The sequence below is a fragment of the Comamonas sp. wu1-DMT genome, from assembly GCF_040187805.1.
Lineage (GTDB): Bacteria > Pseudomonadota > Gammaproteobacteria > Burkholderiales > Burkholderiaceae_C > Comamonas > Comamonas thiooxydans.
On sequence record NZ_JBANEM010000003.1, the window covers coordinates 190,635 to 213,872 of the forward strand.

The 23,238-nt window shown below is 64.0% G+C and carries 17 protein-coding genes; 10 read left to right on the forward strand and 7 right to left on the reverse strand.

Translation table 11 applies throughout. The features are described from left to right. Positions 1–1,413: a TackOD1 domain-containing metal-binding protein gene (locus tag V8Z78_RS06825; protein ID WP_003068497.1), complete on the reverse strand. Its 1,413-nt coding sequence runs from the start codon at positions 1,411–1,413 to the stop codon at positions 1–3. A gap of 519 nt (positions 1,414–1,932) precedes the next feature. On the opposite strand from V8Z78_RS06825, the gene V8Z78_RS06830 reads away from it, so the two are divergent. Both V8Z78_RS06830 and V8Z78_RS06835 read left to right on the forward strand, forming a co-directional pair. Then, positions 1,933–2,178: a DUF3297 family protein gene (locus V8Z78_RS06830; protein ID WP_003068494.1), complete on the forward strand. Its 246-nt coding sequence runs from the start codon at positions 1,933–1,935 to the stop codon at positions 2,176–2,178. 11 nt (positions 2,179–2,189) lie between these two features. After that, positions 2,190–2,894, forward strand: a complete 705-nt coding sequence (locus V8Z78_RS06835; protein ID WP_349731126.1) for a hypothetical protein — start codon at positions 2,190–2,192, stop codon at positions 2,892–2,894. A gap of 82 nt (positions 2,895–2,976) precedes the next feature. Here V8Z78_RS06835 and hmpA read toward each other — a convergent pair whose 3' ends face one another. Continuing rightward, complete coding sequence (gene hmpA / locus V8Z78_RS06840) at positions 2,977–4,155, reverse strand: NO-inducible flavohemoprotein (RefSeq protein ID WP_003068487.1); 1,179 nt, start codon at positions 4,153–4,155, stop codon at positions 2,977–2,979. A gap of 159 nt (positions 4,156–4,314) precedes the next feature. Between hmpA and norR the strand changes: the two genes are divergently transcribed. Beyond that, positions 4,315–5,901 (forward strand): nitric oxide reductase transcriptional regulator NorR, encoded by a 1,587-nt coding sequence (gene norR, locus V8Z78_RS06845; RefSeq protein WP_179626984.1) that lies wholly within the window; start codon positions 4,315–4,317, stop codon positions 5,899–5,901. On the opposite strand, the gene V8Z78_RS06850 is transcribed toward norR, so the two are convergent. Continuing rightward, positions 5,902–6,312, reverse strand: coding sequence for an FKBP-type peptidyl-prolyl cis-trans isomerase (locus V8Z78_RS06850; protein WP_039050153.1), 411 nt, complete (start codon positions 6,310–6,312; stop codon positions 5,902–5,904). Between the two features lie 93 nt (positions 6,313–6,405). After that, on the reverse strand, positions 6,406–7,548 hold the full coding sequence (locus V8Z78_RS06855) for an aminotransferase class V-fold PLP-dependent enzyme (RefSeq protein ID WP_349731127.1): 1,143 nt from the start codon (positions 7,546–7,548) through the stop codon (positions 6,406–6,408). A gap of 264 nt (positions 7,549–7,812) precedes the next feature. On the opposite strand from V8Z78_RS06855, the gene V8Z78_RS06860 reads away from it, so the two are divergent. The 3 genes from V8Z78_RS06860 (at position 7,813) to V8Z78_RS06870 (ending at position 12,769) form a co-directional block, all read left to right on the forward strand. Continuing rightward, positions 7,813–10,362 (forward strand): winged helix-turn-helix domain-containing protein, encoded by a 2,550-nt coding sequence (locus tag V8Z78_RS06860; protein WP_349731128.1) that lies wholly within the window; start codon positions 7,813–7,815, stop codon positions 10,360–10,362. 219 nt (positions 10,363–10,581) lie between these two features. Then, entirely contained in the window at positions 10,582–11,940 is a 1,359-nt protein-coding gene (locus V8Z78_RS06865; protein ID WP_349731129.1) for an MFS transporter, read from the forward strand. Between the two features lie 61 nt (positions 11,941–12,001). After that, positions 12,002–12,769 carry a class II aldolase/adducin family protein gene (locus V8Z78_RS06870; protein ID WP_349731130.1) on the forward strand — a complete coding sequence of 256 codons (768 nt, stop codon included), beginning with the start codon at positions 12,002–12,004 and terminating at the stop codon, positions 12,767–12,769. Positions 12,770–12,778: 9 nt separating this feature from the next. Here the strand turns inward: V8Z78_RS06870 and V8Z78_RS06875 are convergent, their stop codons facing one another. Further along, complete coding sequence (locus V8Z78_RS06875) at positions 12,779–16,075, reverse strand: acetyl-CoA carboxylase family protein (RefSeq protein WP_349731131.1); 3,297 nt, start codon at positions 16,073–16,075, stop codon at positions 12,779–12,781. 147 nt (positions 16,076–16,222) lie between these two features. Beyond that, the gene (locus V8Z78_RS06880; protein ID WP_003068472.1) at positions 16,223–17,821 is read right to left on the reverse strand and encodes an AMP-binding protein; all 1,599 of its coding nucleotides are present in this window, start codon (positions 17,819–17,821) and stop codon (positions 16,223–16,225) included. Positions 17,822–17,986: 165 nt separating this feature from the next. Between V8Z78_RS06880 and V8Z78_RS06885 the strand changes: the two genes are divergently transcribed. Then, on the forward strand, positions 17,987–18,757 hold the full coding sequence (locus tag V8Z78_RS06885) for a TetR/AcrR family transcriptional regulator (RefSeq protein ID WP_046461641.1): 771 nt from the start codon (positions 17,987–17,989) through the stop codon (positions 18,755–18,757). Positions 18,758–18,803: 46 nt separating this feature from the next. Continuing rightward, entirely contained in the window at positions 18,804–20,051 is a 1,248-nt protein-coding gene (locus V8Z78_RS06890; protein WP_280006714.1) for a branched-chain amino acid ABC transporter substrate-binding protein, read from the forward strand. Positions 20,052–20,164: 113 nt separating this feature from the next. Here V8Z78_RS06890 and V8Z78_RS06895 read toward each other — a convergent pair whose 3' ends face one another. Further along, positions 20,165–20,887 (reverse strand): YggS family pyridoxal phosphate-dependent enzyme, encoded by a 723-nt coding sequence (locus V8Z78_RS06895; protein ID WP_349731132.1) that lies wholly within the window; start codon positions 20,885–20,887, stop codon positions 20,165–20,167. Between the two features lie 37 nt (positions 20,888–20,924). Between V8Z78_RS06895 and V8Z78_RS06900 the strand changes: the two genes are divergently transcribed. Next, positions 20,925–21,968 (forward strand): type IV pilus twitching motility protein PilT, encoded by a 1,044-nt coding sequence (locus tag V8Z78_RS06900; protein ID WP_003068464.1) that lies wholly within the window; start codon positions 20,925–20,927, stop codon positions 21,966–21,968. A gap of 125 nt (positions 21,969–22,093) precedes the next feature. Further along, positions 22,094–23,230, forward strand: coding sequence for a PilT/PilU family type 4a pilus ATPase (locus V8Z78_RS06905; RefSeq protein ID WP_003068462.1), 1,137 nt, complete (start codon positions 22,094–22,096; stop codon positions 23,228–23,230). Positions 23,231–23,238 lie beyond the last annotated feature (8 nt).

The following is a 23,238-nucleotide window of genomic DNA, read 5'->3' on the forward strand; positions in this document are numbered from 1 at the left end:
TCAGGCCTCTTGCAGCGTGTCGGCCTGCATCTTCCGCATCAGATTGCTCGCGGATGGTGCTTCGCTGCCGTCGTTCATGGCCTTGACTTCCATGCTGCGCAGGTGCACCGACAGGGCCAGGCGCTTGGCTTCACCCTCTTCCTCGGCCAGCTTTTCCATGGTTTTCTCGATGCGGCTTTGCAGGCCCTGCGGCATCGTGTATGGCAGGATCACCCACAGGCTGTGCTCGTCCACGCGGGTAATCAGATCGGACTCGCGCAGCTGGGCATTCAGGCGCACGGCGAGTTCGTCCAGCAGCTCGGTGATCTGCCAGGGGCTGAGTTGCTGCGCCGGTAGCCCCTTGTGCTCGAGCTCCATGCGCATCAGGTGGAAGCTGAACTGCGGGTTGCGCGCCTGGATGTCGCTGGCCCAGCCCAACATGCGCTTGAAGCCCTGCGGGTCCACATAGTTGCGCGCCTTCAGCGGCGGGTAGGCCTCGCCCACTCCGCCATTGCGCACAGCCTGACGCCCACTGGCGCTCAGCATCAGCGTGGCGACTTCACGCACCTCCAGCTCGTCGGGCGTGCTCGTGCGCGCACAGTCCAGGCAGCGCGCCTGGACCATGGAATCGACCGATGAGCGCTGGCAGCTGCGGCAGTGGTACTGGGCCAGCGGCTTGTCGTAGTCCACGCCGATGTGACGCAAATGCACATGGCATTTGGGGCAGTCCAGCGCACCGCCTTCAACGAACTGCGATTCGGCGCCGACATGGCCGCAGGCAAAGCAGTGCAGCATTGACTCGCGTCGGGTGTCCAGGCTCTGGCAATGCGGGCATACGTCCACGAAATGGATGTGCGCCGAGCCGCAACCCGAGCACAGCCGGGTGCGGTCCACCAGCCCCTCGGAGCGCAGCAGCCCGCGGCGGCGCAGCTCCTCCAGCGCCTGGGACACGCTCTCCTGTGCGCAGGCCAGTTGCTCCGCGACCGGATAGCGGTAGAGCTGGTCGCTGTCGCGGTCGAGCAGCGGCCGAAAGCCCGTCTGCGGCCCGCGTTCGTAGAGGAAGTACAGCAGACGCTCCTCCAGCCCCAGCACATCGCCAGGATCGGGCAGCATCTGGCGGCGCAAGGCCATGCCCTCGGTGACTTCATGTGCCCTCTCCACGCTGCACAGCGCATCCACGTACGGCTGCGCGTCGCGCAGCGCCGGTTCCGCAAAGACCGGCAGGCTCCACCAGTCGCTCTGGCGGGTGCGATTGAGCCATTTGCGCCAGACCTGGTGCGGCACGGCACGCAAATAAATGCCCTGCGGCTGTACACCGGAGTGCATCAGCGCATCCAGATCCTGATAGGAGACAGATCGCTCTGACTCAGGGACGGCTGTAGTGAGTGGCCCCAGAAAAACCAAGCCTGCCTTGGTGCGGATGGCTGTATCCATCAGACTCTCCTGTGTTGCGCGCGCCGGGCTGCACAAGCTCGGGGCGCTGTTTCGGAGAGCTCATTTTTCGGTTTGGAAGTGAAGCTTCGACTACCGTTTTCATAGCTTTTAAACTTTGAAAACCAAGTTGCATTTAGCAAACAAACAAGCTGTACAGCCGTTACGCTACATCCACATACAGAGTTGGACATTCACGCTGTTCCTGCCTTATCAATTCGGGTTTTCATCAACCCGAACTTCCCTTGGGCCTCTCGGGGTGACAACACAAACCAACACAAAAAGTCACCGTCGACACACATGAGCAGCGACTCAGCGGAAACTGTATGCAGACATGTAAAACCGAACCGGCCATCTGGCGCACGCACAGGTAACATTTGCGGCAGTCAATAACCCCAGGAATTGACAAAAGTAGTCCAACAGCTTGTTTTCACGCAGGAAGAAAAGCAGAGACTCATGGCATGAGCTCACCGGACTAGCCAGCAAAGCAGAGGACAATAGGCATTTTTGGATCCGCACGATATGACCGACATACAACGCCCCGAACTGCCCGACCATCTGTCCGTTGACCCTCGCAGCCCCCACCATGTGGCCGCCGTGTTCGAGCACGACATCGGCATCCGCTTCAACGGCAAGGACCGCTTTGACGTCGAGGAATACTGCGTGAGCGAGGGCTGGGTCAAGGTGCCCGCCGGCAAGACCCTGGACCGCAAGGGCAAGCCCCTGCTGATCAAGCTCAAGGGTACGGTCGAAGCGTATTACCGCTAAACCCAGTCCCCGTGGCCGCACAACGCCTGAACAAGCGCCAGCTCAAGCGTGAGCTGAATGCCGTGCGGCCATACTCTCGCAGCCAGATCGCCGATGGACAAAGGCAAGAGGCCGGGCTGCGACACAGAATCACGGAGGGCGAGCTGGGATGGTTGATGCCCGGGCTTGCGCTGCCTTGGCAAACCTGGGTGCAGCAGGTGCTGCGACCCGAAGCCATCGCTGTACAGCCCGCGCTTTGCAGCAGCTTCGTTTTAGGGATGGACATACCGCTGCTGCAACGCTTTGCCGCAGAAGTGCCAGAGTCCAACAGACTCTATGTACACAGCCTGAGCGATACTCAAGCGCTGGTCTTCGGCGATGCAGGGCACTGCGTCAAGGCCACCCTGCAGCAGGGGCAAATCAGCGACTGGCAAACCAGTCCCGCGGAAGCCTCCGAGCCTGAAACACGATTGCGCGCAGCAGACGCCACGGCTTTGCATGCTGCATGGCAGTGCTTTGCTCAAGAGATGGATTGCCCCGCCAACCTGAGCCAGTTCCGCGCACAAGTGTTTGATGCTGGTCTGCAGAGCCAGCGTCTGGTTTGCATTTCACCCATCACGCTGGATTGGATGGATCACTACGCCAACATCCACACCGACTGCCGCTGGTTCAATGGTGTCAGCCGCATCCTGGATGGCAGGGAAATCATTCACACCATAGTGCATGGAAGAGACTGAAGGCTTGAGTTCAAGCCTGTTCAGCCTCTCCCCCTTTCACACCAAGCGCATAAAGCTATTTATTCAATAGCATTCAGCTCGCTCAAGCCAGAGCTTCCGCAGGACCAAAGAACTCGTAGTGCACCTGGGCCTCGGGCACGCCCAGCTCGCGCAGCGACTGCTTGACACTGCGCATGAAGCCGCGCGGGCCCAGGAAGTAGACATCGGCATCGCGCGACTCGGGCAGCCACTGGGCCAGTCGGTCAGTGCTCAGCAAGCCCTGGGCATCGACCTCGTCGCCCGCGTCCGCCTGGTCGTAGCAATAGCGGCGCGTGAGCTGCTCGTGGCTGTTAGCCAGCGCATCGATCTTCTCGCGGAAGGCATGCACGCCGCGATCGCGTGCGCAGTGGATGAAGGTGATCTCGCGCCCCGTGGGCAGCGCGGCCTGCAGCATGGGCAGCGTGGGCGTGATGCCCACACCGCCGCTGATCAGCACCAGGGGCTTGGCATTGGCCTGCAAGGTGAAATGGCCGGCAGGCGGGAACAGCTCCAGCGTATCGCCCACATGCAGCTGGTCGTGCAAATGGTTGGAGACCTTGCCGCCGGCCTCGCGCTTGACGCTGATGCGATAGCTCTTGCCGTTGGCAGGCGCCGACAGCGAGTAGTTGCGGCGCTGCTCCAGGCCGTCGACCACCACGCGCAGGCCGATGTACTGGCCTGGCTGATGGGCAATCACCGCGCCGCCGTCCACGGGTTCCAGATAGAAGGACGTGATCTCGGCGCTTTCGGCCTCTTTGCGCACCAGCTTGAAGGCACGCGCACCACGCCAGCCGCCTTCGGCTGCCGCAGTCTGCTCGTACACCGCGCGCTCCGCACCGATCAGGATATCGGCCAGCTGCTGATAGGCGGCGGCCCAGGCGGCGATCACCTCATCCGTGGCGATCTCTGCCCCCAGCACCTCGCGAATGGCGCGCAGCAGGCAGGCACCGACGATGGGGTAATGCTCGGCCTGTACCTGCAGCGCCACATGCTTGTTGATGATTTGCGCAGGCAGATTGCCCAGGTTTTCCAGTCGGTCGATGTTCTTGGCATACATCAGCACGCTATGTGCCAATGCTCGCGGCTGGGCACCGCTTTGCTGGTGCGCCTGGTTGAACAGCGGGCGCACCTCGGGATACTCACCCAGCATGGTCTGGTAGAAATGCGTGATCAGGGCCTCGCCGCCGGTTTCCAGCAGCGGCACGGTGGCCTTGACGATCTCGCGTTGACGTTCGGTAAGCATGCAAATCTCCTGGTTGCTGCCTTGCCAGCTGCAAGGCTTGAGCGGATAAATGCAAACGGCGTGCCAGCAACAAGACCATTGCAGAACAATGGCTTGCAAAAACATGCGTCAATATGACATCCATCAATTGCTGTCTCATTGACACCATCCGATGTCGTTATGACAACATCCCACATTCTCAACGCCGTCAGCCCGCTGATCGCCGATCTGGCCCAGGACCTGTCCGAGCGCGAACGTCTGCGCCGTCTGCTGGCCGCACTGCGCAATCTGTTGCCCGCCGATGCCGTAGCCCTGCTGAAGCTCGAAGGCGAATGGCTGCGCCCCATGGCGATCGACGGTCTGATGCCGGACACGCTGGGCCGGCGCTTTCGCCTGGGCGAGCATCCGCGCTTTGCCCAGTTGCTGGCGGCCGGCCAGGCCATGCGCTTCGAACCCGACAGTCCCCTGCCCGATCCCTATGACGGGCTGGTGGCGCACAAAGGCCAGGCCATCAGCGAGCTGCATGTGCATGACTGCATGGGCTGCGTGCTGCAGCTGGGCGGCCTGCCATGGGGTCTGCTAACGCTGGACGCACTGGAGCCGGGCCGGTTCGCCGACCCCGCGGCGCTGGCCATGTTGCAGGCCTTCAGCAATCTGGCCGCAGCCACCGTGGCCACGGCCGAGCGCGTGCACCAGCTGTCCCAGCTCGCGCGCGGCGCCACCGGCTCGGCCAGAGCGGCCGCGCCGCAGGAGCGCGGACTGCAGGGCGCAAGCCCTGTCATGCGCCAGTTGCAGAAAGACATTGCCCTGGTTGCCGCCAGCGATCTTTGCGTGCTCGTCACCGGCGAAACCGGCACCGGCAAGGAGCTGGTGGCCCAGGCAGTGCATGCGCAGTCGGGCCGTGCCGACAAGCCCATGATCAGCATCAACTGCGCGGCCCTGCCCGACAACCTGGTCGAGAGCGAGCTGTTCGGCCATGTGCGCGGGGCCTTCACGGGAGCACTGAGCGAGCGCAGCGGCAAGTTCGAGCAGGCGCATCAGGGCACGCTGTTCCTGGACGAGGTCGGCGAACTCTCGCTGCCCGTGCAGGCCAAGCTCCTGCGCGTGCTGCAAAGCGGCCAGCTGCAGCGCCTGGGTTCGGACCGGGAGCACCATGTGGATGTGCGCGTGATCGCCGCCACCAACCGCGACCTGGCTGCGGAGGTCCGTGCCGGGCGCATGCGCGCGGACTTCTATCACCGCCTCAATGTCTATCCGCTCGCCGTGCCGCCTCTGCGCGAGCGCGACAGCGACGTGCTGCAGCTGGCGGGCTATTTCCTCGAGGAGAACCGATCCAGACTCAGACTCGGCGGCCTGCGCCTGGATGCTGCCGCACAGGCGGCCCTGCTCAATCGCAGCTGGAGCGGCAATGTGCGCGAGCTCGAGCACTGCATCAGCCGCGCCGTGCTCAGGGCCCTGAGTCGCAATGACGGCAGCGCCAGCCGCGCGGGAACCAGGCTGCGCATCGTGACGCTGGGACTTGCCGATCTCTGGGAGCGGGCCGAGGCGCCTGCCGCCGCACAGGCCACAGCCTCCATGGACCCGGCCACCGCTGAGGTGGCGCCCGAGGCCGGTCTGCGCGCCGCCGTCAGCGCCTATGAACGCCAGCTGGTCAGCTCCAGCCTGGCCCGCCACCGGGGCAGCTGGGCCGCCGCAGCGCGCGAGCTGCAGCTCGATCGAGCCAATCTGCAGCGCCTGGCCAAGCGGCTTGAGATCGACAGGCCTTGATCAGCGGCCCTGGATGCCCAGCAGCTCCACATCGAAGTTCAGCGTGGCATTGGGGGGAACGGCGCGGCCTGCACCACGGCTGCCATAGGCTATTCCGGGAGGACATGTCAGCTTGGCCTTGCCACCCACTTTCATCTTCTGCACGCCCTCGGTCCAGCAGGGAATCACGCCATTGAGCGGGAACTCGATGGGCTGCTTGCGTGCATAGGAGCTGTCGAACTCCTTGCCGGTATCGGGGAAGTAGCCGCGGTAATGCACCTTGACGGTGTCCGTCGCCTTGGGACTGGGCCCGCTGCCTTCGACCTGGCTTTCATAGATCAGCCCGCTGGCGGTAGTGACCGGCGCAGCATGAACCACTGCGCCAGCGCCCAGAGCAAATACAAACCCGATCACGGAGATTGCTTTTTTCATATCGGATGCGCTGAGTAAATAAACAAAACCCGACTTTATTACGAAGTCGGGTCGAAAAAATGTCATGGCAGCTATGCCGCCGGCCGCAGCCTCTCAGATCCGGGCAATGCCGATATCGTCCAGTGCCTTGGACAGATGCGCCACGGAGCGATCCGAGTCATGCCATTTGTCCAGGCCGAACAGGCCGATACGGAAGGTCTTGAAGTCCGGGCCTTCATCGCATTGCAGCGGAACGCCAGAGGCGGTCTGCAGGCCCACCTTGAGGAAGGCGCGGCCGCTCTGGATTTCCGCATCAGTGGTGTAGCTGACGACCACGCCAGGCGCCTTGTAGCCCTCGGCCGCGACGCTGGGGAAGCCGCGCGACTGCAGCAGCTCGCGCACCTTGCGACCCAGTTCCATCTGTTCTTCGCGCACCTTGGCAAAGCCGTATTCGCGTGTCTCCAGCATCACGTCGCGCAAGCGCAGCAACGCATCCGTGGGCATGGTGGTGTGATAGGCGTGCTGGCCTTTTTCGTAGCCCTCGGCAATCTGCATCCACTTCTTCAGGTCGCAGGAGAAGCTGGAGCTCTGCGTATGCTCTATGGCCTCGCGGGCGCGCGCCGAGAGCATGACCATGGCGCAGCAAGGCGAGCTGCTCCAGCCCTTTTGCGGCGCCGAGATCAGCACGTCCACGCCGGTTTTTTCCATATCGACCCACATGGCGCCGGATGCCACGCAGTCCAGCACGAACAGCGCGCCGACCTCGTGCGCGGCATCGGCGACGGTGCGCAGGTATTCATCGGGCAGCATGATGCCGCTGGCCGTCTCCACGTGCGGGGCAAACACCACTTTGGGACGCTCCACGCGAATGGTCTCGGCCACATCCTCCGCCGGACATGGCGCCCAGGGATCCTGGCTGCCCTCGCCCTGCTTGCGCGCCTTGCAGACCACGGAACCGCCGCCCAGGCCCGCATCGGCATCGAAGATCTGCGTCCAGCGGTAGCTGAACCAGCCGTTGCGCACGATCAGCACCCGCTCGCGGTTGGCGAACTGGCGCGCCACGGCTTCCATGCCGAAGGTGCCGCTGCCGGGAATCAGCACGGCCGTGTTGGCGTGATAGACGTCCTTGAGCATGCCCAGGATGTCCTGCATCACGCCCACGAACTTCTTGGACATGTGGTTGAGCGCTCTATCGGTGTAGACCACCGAGAATTCGAGCAGGCCATCGGGATCGATATCGGGCAGAAGTCCGGGCATGGGGGTTATCTCCGCATAGAAAAACAGCTGGGCAGCTTATCACGCAGCGGTACAGCCTCTGGCCCGCCAGGCACGTTGGCTACACCCGCTGCGCCGCTCTTGTGCCAAGCTCACGCTCACGCCGCCGACCGCGACTGCTGAAACACCCGAATGCCTGCGCCTCCAACACCATCTGCCGACGCCTGCGCTTATGCAGCCCTTGAAGGGAAGCTGCAACCGCCCAGGCTTGGCCACGCCTGCGTGCCGCGCAGCAAGCTGCTGGGAATGCTGAAACAAACGCCGGAATGGCGGGTTCTGATGCTGCGCGCCCCGGCTGGCTACGGAAAAACGACGCTGATGAGCCTGCTCTTCGAGCACCTGGGCAGCGCGCCCGCCACCTTTTGCCACTGGTTGACGCTGGACCCATGCGATGAGGACCCCTTGCACCTGCTGACCCATCTGCAGGCCTGCATAGACCGCAGTTGGGGCAGCCGCAGCGCCAGCGGCATCGCGCGCTTTGCCGATCTGGGCACATGGCTACAGGCCGTGGCCCTGCTGCCCGGGCAGCGGGTGCTGTTCCTGGACGAGCTGGAATCGGTGCAGACAAGCGCCTCGGTACGACTGCTGCATCAGCTGCTGCGCTTTGCGCCGGACAATCTGCGTATCGTCGCCAGCGCCCGCCCCCATTCCCCCATTGCGCTCGCGCGCATGAAGGTCGGCGCGGGTCTGCTGGAGTGGAGCGCACGTCAGTTGCGCTTCAATGACGGCGAAACCCGGGCCTTGCTGCAGGTGGGCAATGTCGGCCGCCCCCCGCCACCCCAGCCATGGCTGGAGCTGATCGCCCAACGCTGCGAGGGCTGGCCTGCTGCACTGCGCCTGGGGGCGCTCGCGCTGCATCGTAGCGAAAACGACCCGCGCTTCCTGGACATGCTGCAGGACAACCGCTCCGATCTGGCCGAATACTTGGCCAACGAGGTCTTCGAGCAACAGCCACCGCAATGGCGAGCCTTTCTGCTCGACACCTGCGTGCTGCGCTATCTGCTGCCCTCTCTGTGCGATGCGCTATGCGGACGCAGCGACAGCGCGCCGCTGCTGGAGGAGATGGCGCGGAGCCTGCAATTCATCACGCCGCTGAGCCAGGGGCCGGGGCAGAGCGGCGCCTGGATCTGCCACTCGCTGCTGCAGGATTTCTTGCGCAAGCGCCTGGACGCCCTTCACCCCGGTCGCGCCGCGCTGCTGCACTGCAGGGCAGCAGCCTGGCTGGAAGCCAGAGGCCTGCTGACCGAAGCCGTGGGACACGGTCTCGATTGCGGCAACCCGGATTTCGCTGCCGCGCTGGTGAACCGCGCAGCTCGCCCGCTGGTGCTCAGCGGACACCTGGCGACAGTCCAGCAAGCGATTGCCCGCCTGCCCGCGCATATCGCGGACAGCCATCCAGGCATTGTCTGGGCCTCTGCCCGCGCGCATGCCTATCTGCATCAGGTCGAGGAGGCTCAGGCGCGCTTTCAGCAGCTGCGCGCGCTGTCCGCCCAGCAGGCGTTCGACCGCCCGATGCGGGAGGACTATCTGGCGCTGGAGGCGCTGATCTCCATTGCCTCGGGCGATATGGAGCAGGTGCTTCGTGTCATCCAGCGCAATCTTTCATGGACCGAAGATGACTATGCGCGAGGCAGCATGCTCAATGTGCAAGCCTATGCCGAGCTTGCGCGCATGAACTTCGATACGGCGCTGGCGCTGCTGGATCAGGCCGACCTCCACAACCGCAAGGCCTTGCACTTGTTCGGCCTGTCAGCTGCACAGGGATTGCGTGCGGCCATCTGGAGTTCACGCGGCGAACTGCGGAAGGCTCTGGCTTGCTACAGCGGCCAGAGCATGGATGAACGCAGCGAGTATGCAGCCCCCGGCCTGGGGCTGCGCTGCGAATTGCTCTACGAAACCGACCAGCTTGATGCGCTGCAAGCATTGCTGGCCCTGCATACGCCACATGCTGACGACTCCCAGGCCACTGATCTGGCGATAGGCAGCTATCTGGCTGCGGCACGGCTGGACTTTGCGCGCGGCAACCACGAGGCCGCGCAAGCCATTCTGGACAGGACGCTGGCACGCGCCCTGCAACGGAATTTTCACCGGCTGGTGATGGCTTGCCGCTGGGAGAAGGTGCGCATGGCCACGCTATCGGGCCAGCATGACCTGGCGCAGAAGCTGATGCCCACAGAACGGCCCGATGCAGGCCGCTTTCACTTCGCCACCGATGCCGAGGCTGGCGACCTGACCTGGCTGCGCCTACTGGTGCGCAGCGGCCAGGCGCGCCAGGCACTGCCAGCCATTGCGCAGCGGCTGGCCCAGGCGCAGTTCATGCAGCGCGGCTGGCGCGCGCTCAAGCTCGGCATTCTGCATGCCTGCGCGCTGGACGCGCTGGGCCAATGCAGCGATGCCGATGCTGCATTGGCCTCAGCACTGGACATGGGTAGCCGACAAGGCTTTGTGCGCAGCTTTGCCGACGAGGGGCCGCCCGTGCTCGACCGCATCGGCGCCTGGTTGACCAGCGCCGCGCCACTGCCTGCACCGCGCGAATATCTCCACCAGGTGCTGGCGGCAGGACGCAGCACGGCTGATGCGCAGAAGAAGCCGCGACACATCGGCACATTCAGCCAGCGCGAACGCGAACTGCTCCAGGCACTGGCACTGGGCGGACGCAACCGGGAAATCGCCCAACGGCTGCAACTGACTGAAAACACGGTCAAGTGGTACCTGAAACGGCTGTACATGAAGCTCGATGCACACAACCGCACGCAGGCCATCGCCCAGGCCCGGCGTCTGCACCTGCTGGACTGAGACACTGTTCACGAACCCACATGTCCGTTTTGATCGCTCATCTTGGACACTCGGGGTTCATCCGCACCTTCCGACAACGCGCCCAGGGCCGTAGCGCGAGACGCCTGGGCGACTGCAAGACCTGGCGACAAACCCTAATACCACCCAAACAGGTGGTGACGCATCTTGCCCCCTGTTCCTAGACTGCCTGCCACACAACGAATGATGGAGGCAGGCAGCATGAGCAATCCACCGCAAGGATTCCCCACATCAGGCGCTCGGCAGCCCGGCGATGCATCGACGGCAGTGACCAATGCCGTCTTTTCCAAGGTCAGCTGGCGCATCCTGCCGCTGCTCCTGATTGCCTACATGGTGGCCTACCTCGATCGCGTCAACGTCGGCTACGCCCAATTACAGATGAAGGAGACCCTGCCCTGGGATGTGGCTGTCTACGGCCTGGGCGCAGGAATTTTCTTCATCGGCTACTTTTTGTTTGAAGTGCCCAGCAACATGCTGCTGGAGCGGATCGGCGTGCGCAAGACGCTGCTGCGCATCATGGTGTGCTGGGGCCTGATCGCCGCAGGCATGATGTTCGTGCAGACGCCGACACAGTTCTACATTGCACGCTTTCTGCTCGGAGCCTTCGAGGCCGGTTTCTTTCCCGGCATGATTCTGTATTTCACCTACTGGTATCCGTCAACGCGCCGAGGGCAAGTGATCGCCACCTTCATGGCAGCCACGACGATCATCGGCGTTCTGGCCGGGCCGTTGAGCGGTGCCACCCTCAAATACCTGAATGGGGTCAACGGCTGGCACGGCTGGCAATGGCTGTTCCTGGTGCAAGGCCTGCCCGCAGCAGTGCTGGGCGTGGTGGCTTTTTTCTGGCTGCAGGACAAGCCCGGCTCGGCCAAATGGCTGACCCACGCCGAAAAGGATGTGATCAACGAGAGCTTCGCCCAAGAGCAGAGCTCCGCCACCGACAAGGCCGCCAACGCCACCCACGGCCAGTTGCTACGCGATCCGAAGACGTGGCTACTCGCGCTGACGTATTTCTGCCTGCTGGGGGCCAGCTACACCATGGTGTTCTGGATGCCGACGCTGATCCAGAGTTGGGGCGTCAAGGACGTGCTGACCGTCGGCCTGCTGGCCGCCATCCCCAATGCCTGCGGCGTGGTGGGCATGATTCTGATTGGCCGCCACTCGGACCGCCATCGCGAGCGCCGTCTGCACTTTGCCGCCTGCACAGGCCTAGCCGCGGTTTGCCTGTACGCGACGACCCTGCTGCAGGGCAATCTGCCGGGCTCGCTGCTCGCTCTGCCGCTTGGGGTCATCGGCCTGGCCTCGGCCACGCCGCTGTTCTTCGCCATGGTCAGCGAGTATCTGCCCGCCAAGGTAGCCGCCATCGGCATCGCCCTCATCAACTGCCTTGGCAACCTGGGCGGCGCCTTCAGCCCCTATGCGAACGCCCTGCTCATCAAGCAGACCGGCAACAACACCTACAGCATGTATCTGGTGATCGCACTGTATGTCTCAGCGGGTCTGCTGCTGCTCTTGACCGTGCGCCCATCCCCACGGCATGCCGTGCCGCAGGTGGCCTGAGTCGCCCCGGATACCTGCACGCAAGCCTCTATCTTCTATCCCCCAACAATGAGTTCACTTCATGAAGACATCGATACAGGACACTCCCAGCCTCCAGGGCAAGATCAGCGCCGAGGAATGGCGCACGCGCATCGATCTGGCGGCTGCCTACCGCCTAGTCGCGCTGATGGGCTGGGACGATATGGTCTACACCCACATTACCGCCAAGATTCCTGGGCCGGAGCACCACTTTCTCATCAATCCCTACGGCATGATGTTCGACGAGATCACCGCATCCTCGCTGGTGAAAGTCGATCTTGCGGGCAATGTGGTGATGGACTCGCCCTTCCCCATCAATCCGGCAGGCTTCACCATCCACAGCGCCGTCCATGCGGCGCGCGAGGACGCCGGGTGCGTGCTGCACACCCACAGCGTCAACGGCGTGGCCGTGTCGGCGCAGGCGGATGGCGTGCTGCCCATCTCCCAGCAGTCCATTTTCGTGCTCAGCTCGCTCGGCTACCACGACTATGAGGGCGTAGCGCTGCGCGACGATGAAAAGCCTCGCCTGGTGCGCGACCTGAGCAACAACAATTTCTTCATGCTGCGCAACCACGGCCTGCTGACCGTGGGCCAAAGCGTCGCCGACGCCTTCATGGCCATGTATACCTTCGAGTCGGTGTGCATGATCCAAGTACGCGCGCAGTCCGGCGGCGGCAGACTGACCATGATTGACCCGGCCATCATCGCCACCTCGGCGCAGCAGGTCACCAAGGGCATGGGCTCCGGCGCGCTGAACTGGCCGGGGCTGCTACGCAGGCTGGACAGGCGCAGCCCCGGTTACGAACGCTAGCCCTCCGCCCTACCAGGTATCGACAAACCGGGCCGGCTCATCGCGCAGTCGCGCACCGGCCAGGCCGCGCACCAGCCAGGCGCGGGTCTCCGCAGGGTCGATGACGGCATCGACTTCCAGCGTGGCCGCCATGTGCATGGCCTCGCCATGTGCGTATTGCTGGGCCAGCAGCTTCTGGAACAACGCCTCGCGCTGCGCGCCCTCGGGCAGGGCTTCGAGCTCCTTGCGAAAGCCCAGCCGCACAGCCCCTTCCAGGCCCATGGCGCCGAACTCGCCCGTGGGCCAGGCCACATTGAAGATGGGCGCATGAAAGCTGCCCGCCGTCATGCCCATGGCGCCCAAGCCGTAGCCCTTGCGCAGCACCACGCTGAAATACGGGACGCGCAGCTTGGCCGCCATGACGAACAGCCGGCTGACATGGCGCACCTGGGCGGTTTTCTCGATCTCCGGCCCGACCATGAAGCCGGGCGTATCGACCAGGCTGACGATGGCGATGCCGTGGGCATTGCACAACTGCATGAAACGCGCCGCCTTGTCGGCCGCATCGGCATCGATGGCGCCGCCCAGATGGCCCGGGTTGTTGGCCATCAATCCCACGGGCCGCCCCTCGATGCGCGCCAGCGCCGTGTGGATACCGGCGCCGAAGCAGGTTCTCAGCATCAGCAGGCTGCCCTCGTCCACCAACCCGGCCATGGCTGCGCGCGTATCGTAGGCACGCAGGCGGTTCTCGGGCACGACCTGGCGCAGCAGACGCTGATCGGGCTCGGACCATTGCTCGACCCGCCCCTGGAAGAAGGACAGATAGTGCCTGGCCGCGGCCACGGCCTGGGCCTCGTCGTCGACCAGGATATCGATCACGCCATTCGCATGCTGCACGCTGGCGGGGCCGACTTCCTCGGGACGGAAGACACCCAGGCCGCCGCCCTCGATCATGGCCGGTCCGCCCATGCCGATATTGCTGCTGCGCGTGGCGATGATCACGTCGCTGCAACCCAGCAGCGCCGCATTGCCCGCAAAGCAGCGGCCATGGGTGATACCCACCACGGGCACCTGACCCGAGAGCGCCGCATAGGCCGCGAAGGTATGCACATGCAGGCCTGCGACCACGGGCGTGTCGGTATCGCCGGGCCGGCCGCCGCCGCCTTCGGCAAACAGCACCACGGGCAGCTTTTGCTGCAGCGCGATGCCCAGCATGCGGTCGGTCTTGGCGTGATTGCGCGCCCCCTGGGTGCCGGCCAGCACCGTGGCGTCATAGGACATGACCACGGCGCGCGAGCGCTCCGCGCCGAACTGCGCGGCATTGATGGAGCCCATGCCCGTGACCATGCCGTCGGCCGGCGTGTTGGCCACCAGATCGTCGAGGCTGCGCCTGCGTGTCTGCGCGGCAATCGCCAGCGCCCCGTACTCGATGAAGCTGCCTGCATCGCAGAGATCGGCAATGTTCTCGCGCGCGCTGCGGCTGCCCTGGCCATGGCGTCTGGCCATGGCATCGGGCCGCGCTGCATCGAGCGTGAAGGCATGGCGATCCTTGACGCGCTGCAGATCGTCTCGAATGTGGTCGGGATCCTGCCGCTGCGGCACGACCTCGGCATGCGCGGCCTCCCCCTGAACGGGCGCGAGCACCAGCAAGGCCTGGTCCTGCGCCACATAGCTGCCGGCCTCCGCGAGCAGCGCCTGAACCCGGCCCGCCGCCTGCGCGAACAGCACATGCTGCATCTTCATGGCTTCGAGAATGCCCAGCTCGGCGCCCTTGGCCACCGTCTCGCCCACCGCAACAGACCACTGCACGACCCTGGCCGGCATGGGGGCCAGCACTGCATTTTCAGGAGCTTGCTGCGCTTGGGATACATTGTTTTTAGACTCAAAAGTATCTAAATTCCTTGAATGACTTGCGCTTGAAGCTATCTTTTCTGCGGCTTCCACCAGCTGCGGCAGGACCTCTTCCAGCCAGCGCGTGTGCACGGTCTGCTCCAGCATCTCGGGCCGCTGGGCCAGGGCCTGCAGCAGCGGCAGATTGGTGGCCAGGCCCGCGATGCGGCAGTCGGCCAGCGCGCGCCGGGAGCGGCGCAGCACATCCTCGAAATGCGGCGCGCTGCTGTGCACGACGAGCTTGGCCAGCAAGGTGTCGTAATGCGGCGACGGGCTCGCCCCCTGCTGCGCATGACCGTCCAGGCGTATGCCGGGGCCTTGCGGCCACTGCAGCGCGGCAATGCGGCCGCTGCCGGGGCGGGAGTTGCCCTGGGCATCCAGGGTTTCGGCATTGATGCGCCACTGCATGGCATGGCCGCGCGGCCGGGGCGGGGCATTCACATTCAGGCCCAGGTCGGCAAAGTGCTCGCCCGCCGCAATGCGGATCTGGGCCTGCACCAGATCAACGCCAAAGACCTCTTCGGTAATCGTGTGCTCCACCTGCAGGCGCGGGTTGGCCTCGATGAACACATAGGGCAGAGACTCGGACTGCAGATCGACCAGAAACTCGAACGTGCCCAGGCTTTCGTAGCGCAGCCTGGCTGCCATGCGCAGCGCATCCTCGGTGATGCGCTCGCGCAGCGGCTGCGTCAGGCTGGGGCTAGGTGCAATCTCCACCAGCTTCTGAAAGCGCCGCTGCAGCGTGCATTCGCGCTCGCCCAGCGCCATCGGCCATTCGCTGCCGTCGCCCAGCAGCTGGATCTCGATATGGCGCGCGCCGCTCATCAGCCGCTCGACATAGACGCCATCCACGCCGAAGGCTGCCTGGGCCTCGCTGCGGCAGCGCTGGTAGGCGGCCGCCACTTCGGCAGCCTCGGTGACCGCACGCATGCCGCGACCGCCGCCGCCGCCGATGGCCTTGATCATGATGCCGCTGGCCCCGTCGGCCTGCTGGCGCGCAAAGAACTGCTGTGCCTGCTCCAGCGTCACGGCCTCGGTGCTGCCGGGCATCAGGGGCACACTGCATTGCTGCGCCAGCGCACGGGCCCTGGCCTTGTCGCCAAGCAGCGTCAGTTGCTCGGGCGTCGGGCCGATGAAGCGCAGGGCCGCTGCCGCACAGGCGCGCGCAAAGTCCGCGTTCTCGCTGAGAAAGCCATAGCCCGGGTGCAGCGCATCGCAACCGTGCTGCTGCGCGATACGCAGCAGCTGCGCGCCATCGAGATAGGCAGCCGGTCCGCTGGCGCCCAGTGCCTGCGCTTCGTCAGCGGCCTGCACATGCGGGGCCGCCGCATCGTCGGCGGCATACACCGCCAGGCTGGCAATGCCCAGCTCCTGCAGCGCACGGATGATGCGCAGCGCGATTTCACCGCGGTTGGCGATCAGGACTTTCTTGAACATAGGACTCTCCACGACTTACGCAAAACGGGCTCAGGCAGGGCGACGGCCTCAGGAAGCAGGCCGCTGTTGTACTCTTGTTTGCGCAAGTCCTATCTCGTTTGAATGGTTCGCAACCTGCGCCGATCCGGAGCCAGCAGCGTGTGTCGATCAGGGGATGTCCCTGAGCAGGCGGCGCAATACCTTTCCAGCGCCTGTGGCCGGCAAGGCATCGATGAAGCGCACCTCGCGCGGCGCCTTGTAGCTGGCCATGTTTTCCTTGCTCCAGGCCAGCAGGCCTTCCGCTTCCAGGCTCTGCCCGGGCTTGCGCACGATGAAGGCGCGCACGACCTCGCCTTTCTGAGCGTCGGCAACACCGATCACGGCAGCCTGGGCGATGGCCGGATGCTTGATCAGAATCGTCTCCACCTCCTCGGGGAACACGCTGTAGCCCGAGACCTTGATCATTTCCTTGAAGCGGCCGATGAAGGTCAGATAGCCGTCCGCATCGAATTTGCCCATATCGCCGGTATGCACCCAGCCGTCCTTGAGCGTCTTGGCCGTGGCCTCGGGCTTGTTCCAGTAGCCCTTGAAGTTGCCCGGGCCGCGAATGATGATCTCGCCCACCTCGCCTGCAGCCAGCGGTGCGCCGGTCTCCGGATCTATCACCCGGATTTCGTTGCCCGGCGCGGGCTTGCCATGGGTGCCCCAGCGAATGGCATCGCCCGGCATGAAGGTATCCATGGTGTGGGTTTCGGACAGGCCGTAGGCCGCCTCGCTGGAGATGGCATTAGGTGCGAACCTGCGCCATTGCTGGGCCAGATCCTCGGTATAGCTGATGCCGAAGCTGGTGACGGTGTTGCGGCGCAGCGCGCTGAAATCCATCTTCTCCACGCCCGGCACCTGCATCAGCGCCACATTCATGGGCGCGATGCTGTACCACCAGCTGACACGGTAGCGCTCCAGCGCCTGCGCCACGGCCAGCGGATCGAAGCGATGCAGCAGCACGCAGGGCGCCCCCGAATGCACGGGCATGTTCACCCCCATGGACATGCCGGCGATGTGATAGAGCGGCGCCACGGCCAGCAGGACATCCTCGGCGCTGACGCCGGTCACCCGGGACGCGCCGGCCGTCTTGTAGGCGGCCGCGCCAAAACTCAGCATGGCGCCCTTGGGCAGGCCCGTGGTGCCCGAGGTGTAGGTCATCAGCGCCACCTCGTCCATGTCCACCTCGACATGGGAAGGCCTGGCGCCGCTGTGCATGAGATCCCAGAACGACGTCACATTGCCGGGCAGCGGCTGCACGGGGGCCTGCAGTTCGACAGGCAGGGGCAGCGTGACTCTGGCGGGCAGCCAGTCGCCGTAGCGCACGGCCAGCACATGCTGCAGTGCGGTGCTGCCGCGCACCTTGTCGACCACGGGCAGCAGCACATCGGCCGCAATGATGACCCTGGCCTGCAGATCATTGAGCTGATATTCGAGTTCATGCTCCTTGTTAAGCGGCCCGCAGGGACAGACGATGGCCGCGATCTTCTGCACCGCGTAGTGCGCAATGATGTACTGCGGGCAGTTGTTCATGAACAGGGCGACAGGCTCGCCGGGCTTCACGCCCAGTTGCTGCAGATGCGCGGCCACGGCATCGCTGGCCTCGTCCACCTGGCGCCAGCTGATGTGCTGGCCGTACCAGATATAGGCATCGCGCTCGGGGTGCTGGCGCGCATTGCGGCGCAAGGCCTCATGCAGGGGAATGAGGATTTCGGATTCAGCCATGGTTGTCTCCTGGGTGTCTCGTATAGACCGAACAGCGGCGCCACTTTGCGGGCGTTCTCAGGGATTGCCTTAGGGCAATCTGCTACTCGGCGTCTTGTCAATGTATACCTGCCGGTAGAACAATGCTACCCATTGGTATAACGAATGCGACACACGCAAACCCTCATGCCCGCCACGACCAGAAAGACCGAGAAAAAGCCGGCTGCGCCCGTGGCGCCGCGCGGCCGCCAGCGCCTGCCCACAGCCGGCTCCGACGAGAAGCGCGAGCGCATTCTCAAGGCCGCCGAAGCCCTGTTCGACCGCTATGGCTATGCCAACACCACCATAGAGCAGATCGTGCAGGCGCTGGGCGTGACCAAGCCCTTTGTCTACTACTACTTCCGCAACAAGCAGGAGATCTTCGAAACCCTGTGCTGGGCACCGACCGAGGCCTGTTTCACGGTGCTGGACTTTGCGGCCGACGACCCGCGCCCCGCGCATGAAAAAGCCATCGACGGTCTTCAGCGACTGATCGCCGCCACCATTGCGCACTACCCGGCGGGCTTCTTCCCCTACCGCGAGCCGCAGGCCTTCAGCCCCGCCTATCTCAAGGCCTCGCGCAATGTGGCCCAGCAGTTCTACAAGCAGTTCTGCGCCCTGCTCGACGAAGGCCGCGCCAGCGGGCATTTCGATTTCCGCGACACCCGCATCACGGCACAGGCGGCCTGCAGTCTGCCCGGCTTTCTCTACAACTGGTATCAGCCTGGCGGCAAGCTGGGCCCAGCCGAGATGGTGGTCGAGCTCACCGAGCTGGCCTCGCGCGTGCTGGGCCTGCGCACTGCGGCGGCCCCTGCGCGCAAACGCGCGGCCAGAGCCGCGCCGGCGCCGGCAGCGCAGAACCCTTCGCCCCCCAGGCGCCGCAAGAGCGCTTCATCCACCACCAACAGCGCCAGCTGAGAGCCTCGAAGGCCAAGGCGCCATTCCAACTCCTGGAGACAAAACCATGTCAGTTCGCTTCTCAGCCCTTGCGCTGGCTGCCAGCCTGTGTGCCGGCACCGTATCCGCCCAGACGGCAGAGCCGTTCAAGATCGCGTTCATCGACCCGCTCTCCGGCCCGTTTGCCAATGTGGGTGAAGTCATGCGCAACCATGTGCTCTACGCCGTCGATGACGTGAATGCCAAGGGCGGCCTCTACAACGGCGCGAAATTCCAGCTGCTGCAGTTCGACAGCAAGCTCTCGGCCCAGGAGAGCCAGAGCGCGCTGCAGGCCGCCATTGATCAGGGCGCACGCGTGGTGGTGACGGGGGGCTCGGGCTCATCGGTGGTCACGGCGCTGGTGCAGGCGGCGGCGCGCTACAACCAGCGCAATCCGGGCAAGGAGGTGCTGATACTCAACCACAGCTCCATCGATCCCGAGCTGACCGGCAAGTCCTGCAGCTTCTGGCATTTCATGTTCGACGCCAACACGGCCATGCGCATGCAGGCCATTGCCAACTACATCAAGACCCAGCCCGAGATCCGCAAGGTCTTTCTGCTCAACCAGGACTACGCCCATGGCAAGCAATGGGCTAGCTTCGGCCGCAGCATGGTAGCCAAGGCAAGGCCGGATGTGCAGTTCGTGGGCGAGACCTTGCACCCCATGGGCCGCATCAAGGACTTTGCGCCCTATGTGGCCAAGATCAAGGAGGTCGGCACCGATTCGGTCATCACCGGCAACTGGGGCCAGGATCTGGCTCTGCTGCTCAAGTCCGCCGGGGACTCGGGCTACAACCTGCGCTACTTCAACCATAGTGCCGGCGGCTTTCCGGGCACCGTGACCTCGATTTCCCAGGCCAGGATCGGCCAGGTGACCTGGGTCGCGGAATGGCATCCCGGCATGGCCGACCGAGCCCAGGCAGACGCCCGGGCCAGGGAGTACAAGGCCAGGATGAACCAGGACTTTCTCGCCCCGCGCATGGATCTTGTGCCGCGCATGCTGGCCGCTGCCATGGCCAAGGCCCAGTCCACCGAGCCCGTGAAAATTGCCAAGGCCATGGAGGACATGTCCATGGACACCGTCTTCGGCCCCGTCAGGATGCGCGGCAAGGACCACCAGCTGCTGCTGCCCCAGGTCGTCAACACCATCGCCCCCGTGGACGGCAAGCTGGTCAAGACCGGCTGGGAAGGCACGAACTACGGCTTCAGAACCGATGCCGTCTATTCCGCCCAGCAGCTTGATCTACCCACGGAGTGCCAGATGAAGCGGCCTTGAGTACAAGCCTAAAAACTGCCGTGGCCTGACAAAGAGACACCGAGGAAGGGCCGCCCCGCGCCGAAGGTGTCGTCCCCCTCCGCGAAGCAGAGAGGGGGAAGGCGCGAAGCGCCTCAGGGGGTGTAGCTCCGCTTTCCAAAGATCCCGCTGCCCACGCGCACCATGGTGCTGCCTGCTGCCACGGCGGCTTCCAGATCGCCGGTCATGCCCATGGACAGCGTGTCGAAATGTTCCAGCCCCGCGAGACCACTGGCCTTGATGGACTCAAAAACGGCTTTGGCCTTTTTGTGGACTGCGCATTGCGCCTCGAAATCAGGAGCATCGTCAGGAATGCTCATGATGCCGCGCAGCTGCAGATTGGGCAGTTTCACCATGGCTTGGGCCAGCTCCAGTGCTTGCTCGGCCATTACGCCGGACTTGGTGGCGCCGCCATCCACATTGACCTGGATGCAGACATTGAGCCGTGCCATGCCCTGCGGACGCTGGGCCGAAAGACGCTCGGCGATCTTGAGCCGGTCCACGGTCTGGGCCCAGTCGAAATTCTCGGCCACCAGCCGCGTCTTGTTGCTCTGGATGGGGCCTATGCAATGCCATTGCAGCGCCTCGCCGCCCGCCAGCTGCATGGCGCGCACGGCGGCAATTTTCTCCACCGCCTCCTGGATATAGTTCTCGCCAAAGCTGCGCTGGCCGGCCAGCACCGCCTCGCGCACCGCATCCGCGCCGAAGGTCTTGGAAACGGCCAGCAGTTGCACCGATGTCACGGGCCGGCTTGCACTGGCGCAAGCGGCTGCAATGCGGGCATGAATCTGCCCCAGATTGTTTTCAATCGTCGTCATAATTGGCGCCAGAGTATCAAACCAGAGAGGGATCTCCGTGGATATCACGCAATTGCTGGCATTCAGTGTCAAGAACAAGGCTTCGGACTTGCATTTGTCGGCAGGCCTGCCCCCCATGATTCGCGTCCACGGCGATGTGCGCCGCATCAACATCGATCCGCTGGACCACAAGACCGTGCACGCCATGGTCTACGACATCATGAGCGATGCCCAGCGCAAGCAGTACGAAGAGTTTCTGGAAGTGGACTTTTCGTTCGAGATTGAAGGCCTGGCCCGGTTTCGTGTCAACGCCTTCAACCAGAACCGCGGCGCGGCGGCCGTGTTCCGTACCATTCCCAGCAAGATCCTGACACTGGAGCAACTCAACGCACCCAAGATCTTCGCCGACCTGGCCCTGAAGCCGCGCGGCCTGGTGCTGGTGACCGGCCCCACGGGCTCGGGCAAGTCCACCACGCTGGCCGCCATGGTCAACTATCTCAACGAGACCGAGTACGGCCACATCCTGACGGTGGAAGACCCCATCGAATTCGTGCACGAGTCCAAGAAATGCCTGATCAACCAGCGCGAAGTCGGCCCCATGACGCTGTCGTTCGCGGCAGCGCTGAAGTCCGCGCTGCGTGAAGACCCGGACGCGATTCTGGTCGGCGAAATGCGGGACCTGGAAACCATCCGTCTGGCCATGACGGCGGCCGAAACCGGGCACCTGGTGTTCGGCACGCTGCACACCTCGTCGGCCGCCAAGACCATCGACCGTATCATCGACGTCTTCCCGGCCGAGGAAAAGGAAATGGTGCGCGCCATGCTGTCCGAGTCGCTGCAGGCCGTGATCTCGCAGACGCTGTGCAAGACCAAGGACGGCCAGGGCCGTGTGGCCGCACACGAGATCATGCTGGGCACGCCCGCCATCCGCAACCTGATCCGCGAAGCCAAGGTGGCACAGATGTACTCCACCATTCAGACCAGCCAGAACATGGGCATGCAGACTCTGGACCAGAACCTGACCGATCTGGTGCGCCGCAACCTCATCAGCCCGGCCGAAGCGCGCAGCAAGGCGAAGATTCCCGAGAATTTTCCTGGATGATGCCTCCCCCCTGAGCGGCTTTGCCGCTTCCCCCCAGGGGGACGACGCCCTCGCCGCGAGGCGGCTCTTGCTCGGCGTCTCTCACTTGGGCTCTGCCAATTTTGACGCTGCCTCAAGGAACGATCATGGAACGCGATCAGGCCAGTAAATTCATCAACGATCTGCTCAAGCTCATGGTCAGCCGCAACGGCAGCGACCTGTTCATCACTGCAGAGTTTCCGCCCGCCATCAAGATTGACGGCAAAGTCACCAAGGTCTCGCCCCAGCCGCTGAACCAGTTGCATACGCTGGCCCTGGCGCGTTCCATCATGAACGACAGGCAGGTGGCGGACTTCGAACACACCAAGGAGTGCAACTTCGCCATCTCGCCTGCCGGTGTGGGGCGCTTCCGTGTCAACGCCTTCATGCAACAGGGCAAGGTCGGCATGGTGCTGCGTACCATTCCCAGCACCCTGCCCACGATTGACGGCCTGGGCGTGCCGCAGGTGCTCAAGGAAGTGACCATGACCAAGCGCGGCCTGTGCATCCTGGTCGGCGCGACGGGCTCGGGCAAGTCCACCACGCTGGCCGCCATGGTGGACTGGCGCAATGAAAACTCCTTCGGCCACATCATCACCGTGGAAGACCCCGTGGAATTCGTGCATCCGCACAAGAACTGCGTGGTCACGCAACGCGAGGTGGGACTGGACACTGAAAGCTGGGAAGCCGCGCTCAAGAACACGCTGCGCCAGGCGCCCGATGTGATTCTGATGGGCGAAATCCGTGACCGAGAAACCATGGAGCACGCGATTGCGTTCTCGGAAACCGGGCATCTATGTCTGGCCACGCTGCACGCCAACAGTGCCAACCAGGCTCTGGACCGTATCGTCAACTTCTTCCCCGAAGAGCGCCGTCCGCAACTGCTGATGGACGTGTCGCTGAATCTGCGGGCCATCATTTCCCAGCGCCTGATCCCCAAGCAGGACAGCAAGGGCCGTGTCGCCGCCATCGAGGTGATGCTCAACTCTCCGCTGATCGCAGACCTGATCTTCAAGGGTGAAGTCGTCGAGATCAAGGAGATCATGAAGAAAAGCCGCAACATCGGCATGCAGACCTTTGACCAGGCGCTGTTCGACCTGTTCGAGTCCAATCTCATCACCTATGAAGACGCGCTGCGCAATGCAGACTCGGTCAACGACCTGCGTCTGCAGATCAAGCTCAACAGCCAGCGTGCCCGGACTCTGGACCTGGCGGCCGGCACCGAGCATCTGACCATCGTCTAACCCCAAGG

Bases quoted from the DNA above. Each gene is read 5' to 3' on its own strand.
- V8Z78_RS06895 (WP_349731132.1), bottom strand. From the start codon at position 20,887: ATGACGACGATTGAAAACAATCTGGGGCAGATTCATGCCCGCATTGCA.
- V8Z78_RS06870 (WP_349731130.1), top strand. From the start codon at position 12,002: ATGAAGACATCGATACAGGACACTCCCAGCCTCCAGGGCAAGATCAGC.
- V8Z78_RS06855 (WP_349731127.1), bottom strand. From the start codon at position 7,548: ATGCCCGGACTTCTGCCCGATATCGATCCCGATGGCCTGCTCGAATTC.
- V8Z78_RS06860 (WP_349731128.1), top strand. From the start codon at position 7,813: ATGCTGAAACAAACGCCGGAATGGCGGGTTCTGATGCTGCGCGCCCCG.
- V8Z78_RS06875 (WP_349731131.1), bottom strand. From the start codon at position 16,075: ATGTTCAAGAAAGTCCTGATCGCCAACCGCGGTGAAATCGCGCTGCGC.
- V8Z78_RS06885 (WP_046461641.1), top strand. From the start codon at position 17,987: ATGCCCGCCACGACCAGAAAGACCGAGAAAAAGCCGGCTGCGCCCGTG.
- hmpA (WP_003068487.1), bottom strand. From the start codon at position 4,155: ATGCTTACCGAACGTCAACGCGAGATCGTCAAGGCCACCGTGCCGCTG.
- V8Z78_RS06880 (WP_003068472.1), bottom strand. From the start codon at position 17,821: ATGGCTGAATCCGAAATCCTCATTCCCCTGCATGAGGCCTTGCGCCGC.
- norR (WP_179626984.1), top strand. From the start codon at position 4,315: ATGACAACATCCCACATTCTCAACGCCGTCAGCCCGCTGATCGCCGAT.
- V8Z78_RS06865 (WP_349731129.1), top strand. From the start codon at position 10,582: ATGAGCAATCCACCGCAAGGATTCCCCACATCAGGCGCTCGGCAGCCC.
- V8Z78_RS06850 (WP_039050153.1), bottom strand. From the start codon at position 6,312: ATGAAAAAAGCAATCTCCGTGATCGGGTTTGTATTTGCTCTGGGCGCT.
- V8Z78_RS06905 (WP_003068462.1), top strand. From the start codon at position 22,094: ATGGAACGCGATCAGGCCAGTAAATTCATCAACGATCTGCTCAAGCTC.
- V8Z78_RS06825 (WP_003068497.1), bottom strand. From the start codon at position 1,413: ATGGATACAGCCATCCGCACCAAGGCAGGCTTGGTTTTTCTGGGGCCA.
- V8Z78_RS06830 (WP_003068494.1), top strand. From the start codon at position 1,933: ATGACCGACATACAACGCCCCGAACTGCCCGACCATCTGTCCGTTGAC.
- V8Z78_RS06890 (WP_280006714.1), top strand. From the start codon at position 18,804: ATGTCAGTTCGCTTCTCAGCCCTTGCGCTGGCTGCCAGCCTGTGTGCC.